The organism is Streptomyces sp. NPDC005963 (assembly GCF_040638655.1).
Lineage (GTDB): Bacteria > Actinomycetota > Actinomycetes > Streptomycetales > Streptomycetaceae > Streptomyces.
This window is the reverse complement of the sequence record NZ_JBEXVD010000020.1, coordinates 142,415-151,858: the sequence shown is the minus strand read 5'-3', so window position 1 is coordinate 151,858 and position 9,444 is coordinate 142,415. Positions and strand designations below refer to the sequence as shown.

General features: G+C 69.7%; 8 protein-coding genes. 3 read left to right on the top strand and 5 right to left on the bottom strand.

Annotated features, from left to right (window positions below):
- The first annotated feature begins 397 nt into the window (after positions 1 to 397).
- Entirely contained in the window at positions 398 to 1,786 is a 1,389-nt protein-coding gene (locus tag ABZ348_RS24435) for a hypothetical protein (protein WP_358936415.1), read from the top strand.
- 98 nt (positions 1,787 to 1,884) lie between these two features.
- On the opposite strand, the gene ABZ348_RS24430 is transcribed toward ABZ348_RS24435, so the two are convergent.
- From ABZ348_RS24430 to ABZ348_RS24415, 4 genes are all read right to left on the bottom strand, one after another.
- A complete protein-coding gene (locus ABZ348_RS24430; protein WP_358936413.1) occupies positions 1,885 to 2,850 on the bottom strand; it encodes an ABC transporter substrate-binding protein in 966 nt (321 codons plus the stop codon).
- Entirely contained in the window at positions 2,847 to 3,518 is a 672-nt protein-coding gene (locus tag ABZ348_RS24425; RefSeq protein ID WP_358936411.1) for an ABC transporter permease, read from the bottom strand. Before ABZ348_RS24425 ends, ABZ348_RS24430 begins: the two co-directional genes overlap by 4 nt.
- The gene (locus ABZ348_RS24420; RefSeq protein WP_358936409.1) at positions 3,515 to 4,195 is read right to left on the bottom strand and encodes an ABC transporter permease; all 681 of its coding nucleotides are present in this window, start codon (positions 4,193 to 4,195) and stop codon (positions 3,515 to 3,517) included. Before ABZ348_RS24420 ends, ABZ348_RS24425 begins: the two co-directional genes overlap by 4 nt.
- 102 nt (positions 4,196 to 4,297) lie before the next feature.
- A complete protein-coding gene (locus ABZ348_RS24415; protein WP_358936407.1) occupies positions 4,298 to 4,729 on the bottom strand; it encodes a VOC family protein in 432 nt (143 codons plus the stop codon).
- Positions 4,730 to 4,805: 76 nt separating this feature from the next.
- On the opposite strand from ABZ348_RS24415, the gene ABZ348_RS24410 reads away from it, so the two are divergent.
- A complete protein-coding gene (locus tag ABZ348_RS24410) occupies positions 4,806 to 5,387 on the top strand; it encodes a TetR/AcrR family transcriptional regulator (protein WP_358936405.1) in 582 nt (193 codons plus the stop codon).
- Between the two features lie 90 nt (positions 5,388 to 5,477).
- Here the strand turns inward: ABZ348_RS24410 and ABZ348_RS24405 are convergent, their stop codons facing one another.
- Positions 5,478 to 5,645, bottom strand: a complete 168-nt coding sequence (locus ABZ348_RS24405; protein WP_358936403.1) for a hypothetical protein — start codon at positions 5,643 to 5,645, stop codon at positions 5,478 to 5,480.
- 401 nt (positions 5,646 to 6,046) lie between these two features.
- On the opposite strand from ABZ348_RS24405, the gene ABZ348_RS24400 reads away from it, so the two are divergent.
- On the top strand, positions 6,047 to 9,256 hold the full coding sequence (locus ABZ348_RS24400; RefSeq protein ID WP_358936401.1) for a helix-turn-helix domain-containing protein: 3,210 nt from the start codon (positions 6,047 to 6,049) through the stop codon (positions 9,254 to 9,256).
- The last annotated feature ends 188 nt before the right edge of the window (positions 9,257 to 9,444 follow it).

Below are 9,444 nucleotides of genomic sequence, written 5' to 3'. Positions count from 1 at the left end.
CATCAAACAGCACGATCTCCACTGCAGAAGGACCCGGATGCGCCATATCATCAAGGTACCGACTAACACTGGGGATTTCAGGCGCATCACACTAGAGGGGGTGTCCGCCCTGGGCGCGGCCCCGGAAATCCGCTCGGCCCGAGCGGCGGGAAACGGAACGGCGGCGCGCCGCTACCGATGCACCACGGCGGGCTTGCGCAGCCTGGGGCGGATTCGCGCGGTCGATGAGGCCACGCCCGGTGCCGGGTGCCACAGAGCGCGGTGGTCCGGTCGGGTCCTGGGCATGGCGCGGGGTAAAGGCGCCGTTCTCCAGGGGCAGTTGGGAGAAGTCGCACGAAAGGCTGCCGGGACCTGGTACGGGGCCGTCGGGGCGCTGCGGGTCGGATACGGTGCAGGTGTGCTGATCACGGGAGGAAACACGGGGACGCTGGGAACAGCGCTGCTGATCGCTGCCGCGCCGGTGGGCAAGGGGCGTCTGGTGGACGCGAGTTCGGTACTGCCCGCGTTGGCCGCCGTTCCTCCGAGCGCTCTGACGGGTACGCGGGTCGCCACGGTGATCGAGCTGGCGGATCCGCTCGATCCACAGACCGTGTTGACCCGCGTCCGCGCGGTTGCCGCCACCGACGGACCCCTCTTCCTCTACATCGCCGGACAGTTGCAACTCGACCGCAAGCAACGGCTGCCGCATCTCGCGCTCGCCCGTAGCGCTCCTTCGACCTTGCGGTACACGGGGCTGCCCTGGCACTGGCTCGCGGCCGAACTGACGGGAAGGCCCCGGGGCACCACCACGGTCATCGTCGATCTGGTCGCTGATACCGACGCCTGGGCGCGACTCGCCGACACCGGTGTGGATCTGGGTCCGGGCGTTCGGCTGTACGGGAGGGTCGCGCCGTCCGCACGCAGGGAGCAGGCAGTGCCCACCTATCTCGGGGCGTACGCATCGGTCTGGCGTGGCGGATCACGTCCGGATCTGGCCACCTTGCACGAACAGGCGGCGATCCAGGCCGGGATGGAGGGCGCGTTGCTGTTGGCGCACGTTCCTTCGGCCGACGGCGCCGAGCCGGCCGGCGACGGCCCGCGCCCTGTCGGGTCGGCACCCGGTCAGGTGGCGTCGGCGCCCGCCGCGACACGGGAAGGGGCAGGGGCTCCGCCGGCACGGCGCGACATCCCCACGGTCGCCCTGCCGATCGCTGCGGTGCCGGCCCCGAAGGCTCAGGGCACGAGGGCTCAGGGCACGGCGAACGGCTCGGGTGCCCCTGCTGCCCCCGCCGGCGCGACGGCCTTCGGCACGGTCTCCGCAGCGCCGCGCGCCGGTGGTGTGCCGCCACTGCCGAGAACAGCGGCGGCTTCGGTGCCGCACGACCCCCACCCGGCGATCCTCGCCGCCGCACGGGCCGGGCGCCACGGTGAGGCTGCCGCTGCGGCAGCAGCCTGGGAGCAGCAGGAACTCAGGACGCACGGACCGCACTCCCTCCAGGCCATCCACTGGCTGGAGGTCCGCGCGGATCTGGCCCGGCTGGCGCAGCGGCCCGGACTCAGCTGCGAGTTGTGGATGACGGTGGCGGACGCCCGGCTGGCGCGGCAGCAGGCGGCGGACGAGTCGGATGTCGAAGGTGCCGTGGACCGCGCCCACCACCAGTGGGAGCAGATCGAGGATCCGGCGAGGGCTCGGGAGCTCGCTCCGCGGCTGGTCGCCCTGCGCCGCGCGGTGCCGGGGCGTCAGCGAGGTGCGCTGCGGGTGCTCCAGCGGCGTTTGGAGAAGCTGCAATCAGGGTCGACCGCGTAGGGCCTGTCCTTCGGATCGTGCTGGGCTCTCGTGCTCTGGGACCCCGCGTGGCCGGTGCGCCGGCTCGGTCCTTCGGTGTGCCGTCCGGGCGCCGTGCGTCAGGTCCCGTTGCCGCGTAGGAGCCCCTTGGACTCCAGATAGGTGCGTGCCACGTCTTCGGGCAGTCGACGCCAACTGTCGACCTGTTCGTTGAGGGAGGCGAGGTCGGCGGTGGTCAGCACGGTGTTCACGGCGCCGAGCGCATCGGTCACCCCCGTACTGCCGGCTCGGGCCCGGTTCACCACGGGCACGATGTAGTCGGCGTTCTGGAGGTGTTTGTCGTCGGCCAGGATCACCAGGCCGAACTCGTTGAGGGTCGCGTCGGTGGTGGTGGTCAGCACCATCTGGTCCTGACCGCTCTGGACCGCCTGCTTGGCCTGGGTGGTTCCGACGCCCTTGGGGTCGACGGCCGTGATGTCGATCCCGTACGTCTTCCTGAGCCCCGGTTCGCAGTAGGGGCGTTGGACGCATTCGTCGCCTGCTGCGAGGCGTACGGGCAGTTTAGATCGGCCCAGATCGCTGAGCGTCTTCAGTCCGTGCTTCTTGGCGTACGCCTTGGACACGGCGAAGGCGTTCTGGTCGACGGCCCTGCCCGGGGCGAGGACCTCAAGGCCCCGGGGGGTGGCGAGCCGCCGCAGGGCGGTCATGGTGGTGGTGAGGTCGGGTGAGCCGACCGGGGGTGCCTTCTCCCCGTTGACCTTGGCGTTCAGCCAGTCCGCGAAGGTCGCGGCGTACTCGGGTACGACGTCGATCTGGCCGTTCTCCAGCGCGGGCTCGTAGATCTCCCGGTTGGTGACGGAGAGGATGTCGGTGCGGTAGCCGGCTTGTCGGAGCAGGAGCCCGTACATCTGGGCCAGCAGATCGCTCTCGGTGAAGCCGGCCGAGCCGATCGTCAACTGTTTGCTGTCGCCGGGTGATCCGGTGACTTCGCCCTGGTGTTCCAGAGAGGGGCCGGACGTGCAGGAGGCGAGCGCGACGAGGACGGCCAGCAGCACGGGGACGACGGCCACTCCGGTGGGCTTCATGTGCCGCCCCGGGCCCAGGAGGGCGAGAGCCGCTGGCCGAGCTCGCAGACGCCCTCGACGACGAGGGCGAAGAGTGCGACCAGAACCGCCCCTGCGACCACCATGGGGGTGGAGGCGAGGTTGAACCCGGCGGTGATGATCCGTCCGAGTCCCCCTCCGCCCGCGAGTGCCGCGATGGTCGCCGTGGCAACCAGTTGCACGGCCGCGATCCGTACGCCCGTGAGCACCAGCGGCAGGGCCAGCGGGACTTCCACTCCCCACAGCACCTGGCGGCCGGTCATGCCCATCCCGCGTGCGGCCCGTACGACGTCCTGGTCGACGCCGCGCATCCCCACATAGGCGTTGGTGAGCAGGGGCGGTACGGCGAAGAGGACCAGAGCGATGATCGTCGGCCAGGAACCGTAGCTTCCGATCGGGCTCAGGAGCAGGAGGACAAGGACCGCGAAGGTCGGGACGGCACGGCCGATGTTGGAGATGTTGACAGCGAGGGCACCGCCCTTGCCGAGATGGCCGAGGACCAGGGCCACGGGGAGGGCGATCAGACAGCTCAGTCCGAGGCAGACGGCGGTCAGGAAGAGGTGTTCGAGGAGTCGGTTCCCGATGCCGTTGTCCCCGGCCCAGTGAGAGGCGGTGGTGAGCCAGTCCCAGGTGTCGGCGATGGTGTTCACGGTTGCACCGCCCGGGTCCAGGGGGTCGCGAAGCGCTGGATGAGCAGCAACAGGAGATCCGCGACGATGGCGATCACCACACAGAGGACGGATGCGGTGAGGACCTGTGCTTTGAAGTAGGTGTTCATTCCGGAGTAGATGAGGTTGCCGAGGCCGCCGTGTCCCACGATGGCCCCGATCGTGACGAGGGAGACCGCGGAGACCGTGGCGATGCGCAGTCCGGCCATGGCGGCGGGCAGTGCCAGGGGGAGTTCGACGGCGAGGAGCAGTCGTACGGGTCCATAGCCCATGCCGCGTGCGGCTTGCCTCGTTTCATCGGGGACGGCGCGCAGCCCGGCGAGGATGTTGCGCACCAGCAGGGTGAGCGAGTACAGCACGAGCCCTGCGATGACCAGGGAGGCGGACAGTCCGTAGACGGGCAGGAGCAGGGAGAACATGGCGAGTGACGGGATCGTGTAGAGGATCGTCGTCACGCCGAGTACCGGGCCGGCGGCCCAGTTCCAGCGCCGGGCGGCGAGGGCCAGGGGGACCGCGAGGGCGAGGGCGATCAGTACGGAGACCGCCGTGAGCTGGAGGTGCTGTTGCACCGAGTCCCACAGGATCTGACTGCGCGTCGAGAGGTACTCGCCGCAGATCCAGTCGTTGCGCGCGAGACAGTCGTCGGGGGGCGCGGTCACCCGTCCATTGCAGCCCCGGGCGGCGGGGAGCGCGCGTCGTGCTGCCCCGTTCGGGTGTGCGTTCCGTGTGGGCGGTCGGGTCGAAGCGCTTTCGGGTCGCGCTTACGTGGCGGGCAGAAAGCCCTGCGCATAGTTCTCGGCCGGCGGGATCTCGGTGATCACGTCGATCAGTACGCCGCTGGGGTCGCAGACGATGAAGTGGCGCTGACCGAACTCTTCGCTGCGGATGGCCAGCCGGGGGGCGAGCCCCTCACGGACCACGAGCCGTTCCCATTCGGCGTCGACGTCGTCGACCTCGAAGTTCAGCAGAAGGCCCTGGACCTTGTTGCGGTGGCCCTCCGGGATGGTGGGGTGGGTGTGGTCGAGGACCGCCAGTTCGTAGCGGAGGTCGTCCTGACGGCGCAGGCTGACGTACCAGTCCGCTTCGAAGGTGACCTCGAAGCCCATCAGCCCGGTGTAGAAGTCCACCGTCTCTCGGAGGCGGTCCGTGGCGATCACCGGATAGAAGCTGCTCAGCATGGCGAGTACCTCCATTCACATTCCATCGGTATGCGAGATACAGTATTGACGTACCTTCGGTATGTCAAACGATGGGAGCACCATGGGGCACATGACCAGGGCCCAGCAGCGGGAGCAGACCCGCGCGACCCTCCTCAAGGAGAGCCGCCGGCTGTTCGCGACGGTGGGTTACGCGGCGGTGGGGCTCACGGAGATCGTTCAGTCGGCGGGGGTCACCAAGGGCGCGCTCTACCACCACTTCTCCAGCAAGGCGGAGCTGTTCCGGGCCGTGCTGGAAGAGGTCCAGGAGGAAGTGGCGGACCAGGTGGCGCGGGCGGCGGATGCCGAGGACGACCCCTGGACCGCGCTCCTCGCCGGCTGCCAGGAATTCATCAACGCGGCCACCGACCCCGATCGGCAACGGATCATGCTCATCGACGGCCCTGCCGTGCTGGGGTGGAACGCATGGCGGGCGCTCGACGAACGGTCGTCGGCGCGCCATCTGGCCGAGGCGCTGACCGATCTGATCGAACGCGGAATCCTCACGCGCCAGCCGGTCGCCCCCCTCGCCCATCTGCTCTCCGGAGCGATGAACGAAGCGGCCCTCTGGCTCGCCTCATCGGGCCGTCCCGGAGATCTGGCGGACACCGGGGCAGCGCTGAGGGGGATCTTGGAAGCGCTCCGAACGCGCTGATCCGTTCGGTGCGACCGACTCGCTCGCACCGAACGGATCGTTCTGTTCCGGGTACCCGACCCGCCCGGAACGGAACGGTCACACGATCGTTCAGACGAAGACGCTGACCACTGCCGAGCGGAGCTGTCCGCTGGAACCCGAGAATCCGGGGTCCCACTCGTCGTCGGAAGCGGCGGCGGTGTTGATAAGCGGGCGATGACCCTGCGCAAGGTCTCGCGGCTGGCTGTTCGACCGGGTGTACGACTGACGGTGGTCCATATCCGTGTCTCCCTGAGTCACGTTGGTGCAGTGGCGGTGAGGCGCGCCCGCTCCGAAACGGTGTCTGTCCCTTCGCCCCGATCCCTGCCGTGTCGACGATTCGACGGCGCGGGCCGTGGCTCCGCACGCGCCCCCGGCAGCACGCGGCCGGTGCTGCAGAGGGTTCATGCGATCTCCTTCAGAGGTGGAACAAAGCCGCCGCCGCACCCGTGCGCCGATGCGACGCGAACGGTGCGGGGAGGCCGGGGTGTGCCTCTCACCAGTGATTCCACCGGTTTCCGCATTGTTAGGCACCCCCCTTCCAGCAGCGAAACAATGGCCTGAGGTGATCTTCCACCGCCCGTCGCCCTCCGCTTAGCGTGACCACGGACCAGTGCGGGACGCGGGATACGGGGGCGAAGATGGCAGGGCGTCGGGAAGCACCCATCGACCCCGGCTCGGGACCCGTCCAGGAGTTCGCGTCCCACCTGCGAGCGCTCCGGCGCGAAGCAGGCGGCCTGACCTACCGGGTGATGGCGAAGAGCGCGGGCTACTCGGTCACGACGCTCTCCCGGGCAGCGTCCGGGGAGCAACTACCGTCACTGCCTGTGGCCCTCGCCTATGCGCGCGCCTGCGGTGGGGATCCGACGGAGTGGGAAGCCCGCTGGCGAGACGCGGCGGAGGAGGAGGCCGCCCGCCGTACCCGGCAGTGCGCCCATGCTGAGCCGCCGTACCGCGGTCTGGCCAGGTTCGAGCCCGACGACGCGAGCCGGTTCTTCGGGCGCGTCGCGCAGACCCGTGATCTCACCGCGCTCGTCGCCACCCATCGGATCGTGGCCGTCGTCGGCAGCTCGGGCAGCGGCAAGTCCTCGCTGCTCCGAGCGGGGCTCGTACCGAGACTGCGGGCGGCGGATCGTGACGGCCCCCGCCCTTCGGCGATCAGGATCCTCACACCCGGCAGCCGGCCGACCCGCACCCATGCCCAGGTGCTCACCCCCGCAGAAGGCGAAGGGGACACGGTCGTCATCGTCGATCAGTTCGAGGAGATCTTCACCCTCTGCGTCGACGCCGACGAACGGAATCGTTTCATCGAACGGCTGTTGACCGCGCTCGCCCCCGCGAGCCGGCTCCGGATCGTCATCGCCGTCCGCGCCGACTTCTACGGGCGCTGCGCCGACGACCGTTCCCTCGCCGACGCCCTGCGGGTGGCGAGTCTGCTCATCGGCCCCATGACCCCCGACGAACTGCGCGAGGCGGTGACCAAACCCGCTCTGGCGGCCGGACTGACCGTGGAGCGCGAACTCACCGCACGGATCATCGACGAGATCGCCGGCGAGCCGGGTGGGCTGCCCCTGATGTCCCATGCCCTTTTGGAGACCTGGCGTGGACGCAAGGGACGCACGCTCACCGTCTCCGCGTACGAGGCCGTGGGCGGAGTGCGGTCCGCGATCGCCACCACCGCCGAGAACGCCTACTCCCGGCTCTCCCCCGCACAGGCCGCCGTCGCCCGGCGCATCCTGTTGCGGCTGATCACCCCCGGCGACGGCACGCCGGACACTCGTCATCCCGTGCAGCGGAGCGAACTGGAGACCGGGCGCCCCGCCCCGCGGGGCAGCACTCGGGGCAGCACGTTCTCCCATGACACGGACGTCGTCCTCGAACGGTTGGCCTCGGCCCGTCTGATCACCCTGGACGGGCAGACGGTCGATCTCGCGCACGAGGCCCTGATCACCGCCTGGCCCCGGCTCAACGGTTGGATCGGCGAGGCGCGGCACGTGCTGCGGGTGCATCGCCGACTGACCGAGGCGGCAGCGGCCTGGAACGAGTTGCACCGCGACGAGGGCGCTCTCTACCGGGGGTTGCGGCTCGCCGAAGCAGAAGAGTCCTTCCGCAGCGGTGCACGGTTCACGGAACTCACCGCCTTGGAACGCGACTTCCTCCGAGCGAGCACATCCGCCGTGATGCGACAACGCAGGGGCAGGAGTGCCCTGATCGGTTCGGTGTCCGTCCTGGTGGTGCTGACCCTGGTGGCCATGATGACCGCCTGGCAACGGGACCGCGCGGGCGCGGAGCGCCACGCCGAGTCCACCTCGCGACGCCTCGCCTCGCTGGCGCAGAACCTACGGTACGGCGACCCTCGGACGGCGATGCGGCTCAGCGTCGCGGCCTGGCACATCAGTCCCACCGCGGAGGCGAAGAGCGCCCTCTTCGGTGCGGCCACCCAACGCGAGCAGGACATCTTCGAGATACCGAAGGGTCATGAAGTGATCGCCCCGATCGGCCCCAACAGCCGCTTCGTGTTGACGGCCAAGAACGACCGGGTCCAGGTCTGGGACACGGCCGGTCGCACCACCACCCACCACTTCCAACTCCATGCGACCGAGGAGGTCATGGGCTACTCCGACGACGGCAGCCAACTGCTCCTCTCCACGGCGAACGGGCGGGTCAAACACCGGGACAACACGCTGGGAACCGTGGTGGGGCTGCCCTTCTCCACGGAGGACGTCGTCTCCGTCACCGGCCCCTACCGCCACACGATCGCCACCCGATCGAACACGTCGCTCAGTGTGTGGAACGTCCCCCGCCAACGCCGTTTGTTCCACCGCAGCGGGAAGATCCCGAGGTCGACGCTGAGTGTGGACGGTCAGAGCATCCTGTTCTGCACTCCGTCCGGCACGTTGGAGGTCTGGGGCCTGCGCCCGCTGCGCCGCATCGCCCTGCCCCGCCAGGAAGTCGTCTCCCGCAGCGCCTGCGCCAAGGGAGCGTTGGGCGTCCTCGTCCCGTCCCCCACCAACCGTCTGGTCATGGTCACCGACACCCGGGTGCAGATCTGGGACCTGGCCCGGGGCAAGGCGATGGGGTCGATGAAGCTGCCCGGGCTACGCGAGGCGCAGGTGAGCGAGGACGGGGCTTTCCTCGTCACCGCCGATGACCAGGAGATCCTCGTCTGGCGCCTCGTGGACACCTCGGCACCCATCTACCAGTACGCATTGAGGCACCGGGTGCAGTCGCTGGGTTTCGACCCCTCGAACAGGGTGATCCGATTCATCGAGGAGGAGTCCGAACCGGCCATCCGCACCCTGGTGCTCGGACACTCCCTGGACCCGACGGTCAGGGCCCCGACGGAGCCGGTCCGGTCGGCCTCCCCGTCCAGCGGGAGCCCCACCGCCATGGCCTTCGCCCCGGGCAAGGCAGATCGCATGGCCCTCGGCAGCGCCACCGGGTGGGTGACCATCTGGGACCGGAAGTACGAGCAGCGGTTCGCCACGCTCCAGGCGACCTCCAAGGGCCCCACCCCCGAGCACGCCGAAGCGGTGACGGCACTCGCGTACTCACCCGATGGTCAGGTCCTGGCATCGGGCGGTGACAACGGTTCCGTCCGACTCTGGGACACGGCCTCCGGGGAGCCGTTGGGGATACCGCTGCTCACGGCGGGAGACACGGTCCGCTCCCTGGTCTTCGGCCCCCGGGGCGAGACCCTGACCGTCGACGGGAGTCACAGCCAGCCCAGCACCCACCCGATCGCCCCGAGGCTGGTGGCCGCGCACGTCTGTGAACGGGCGCACGGCGGCCTGTCCCGGAAGGACTGGAGGGCCCACGTGCCGGACCTCCCGTATCGAGACACCTGCTGACCGCGGTTCGGCCGCGTGCCGGTCACGGTGGAGCGAGTCCCACCGGGCGCAGGAATCCGGCCGAAGCCCCGTTCAACCGCACGGCAGTGCCCCTCACACCGTCCCAGCCCCCTGACTCCGGGTTCCAGCGGGCGACCCGCCCCGTAACACCGGCCCACCGCCACCGATCGCTCGACGACAGGAGCGGC

Bases quoted from the DNA above. Each gene is read 5' to 3' on its own strand.
- ABZ348_RS24405 (WP_358936403.1), bottom strand. From the start codon at position 5,645: ATGGACCACCGTCAGTCGTACACCCGGTCGAACAGCCAGCCGCGAGAC.
- ABZ348_RS24410 (WP_358936405.1), top strand. From the start codon at position 4,806: ATGACCAGGGCCCAGCAGCGGGAGCAGACCCGCGCGACCCTCCTCAAG.
- ABZ348_RS24400 (WP_358936401.1), top strand. From the start codon at position 6,047: ATGGCAGGGCGTCGGGAAGCACCCATCGACCCCGGCTCGGGACCCGTC.
- ABZ348_RS24415 (WP_358936407.1), bottom strand. From the start codon at position 4,729: ATGGAGGTACTCGCCATGCTGAGCAGCTTCTATCCGGTGATCGCCACG.
- ABZ348_RS24430 (WP_358936413.1), bottom strand. From the start codon at position 2,850: ATGAAGCCCACCGGAGTGGCCGTCGTCCCCGTGCTGCTGGCCGTCCTC.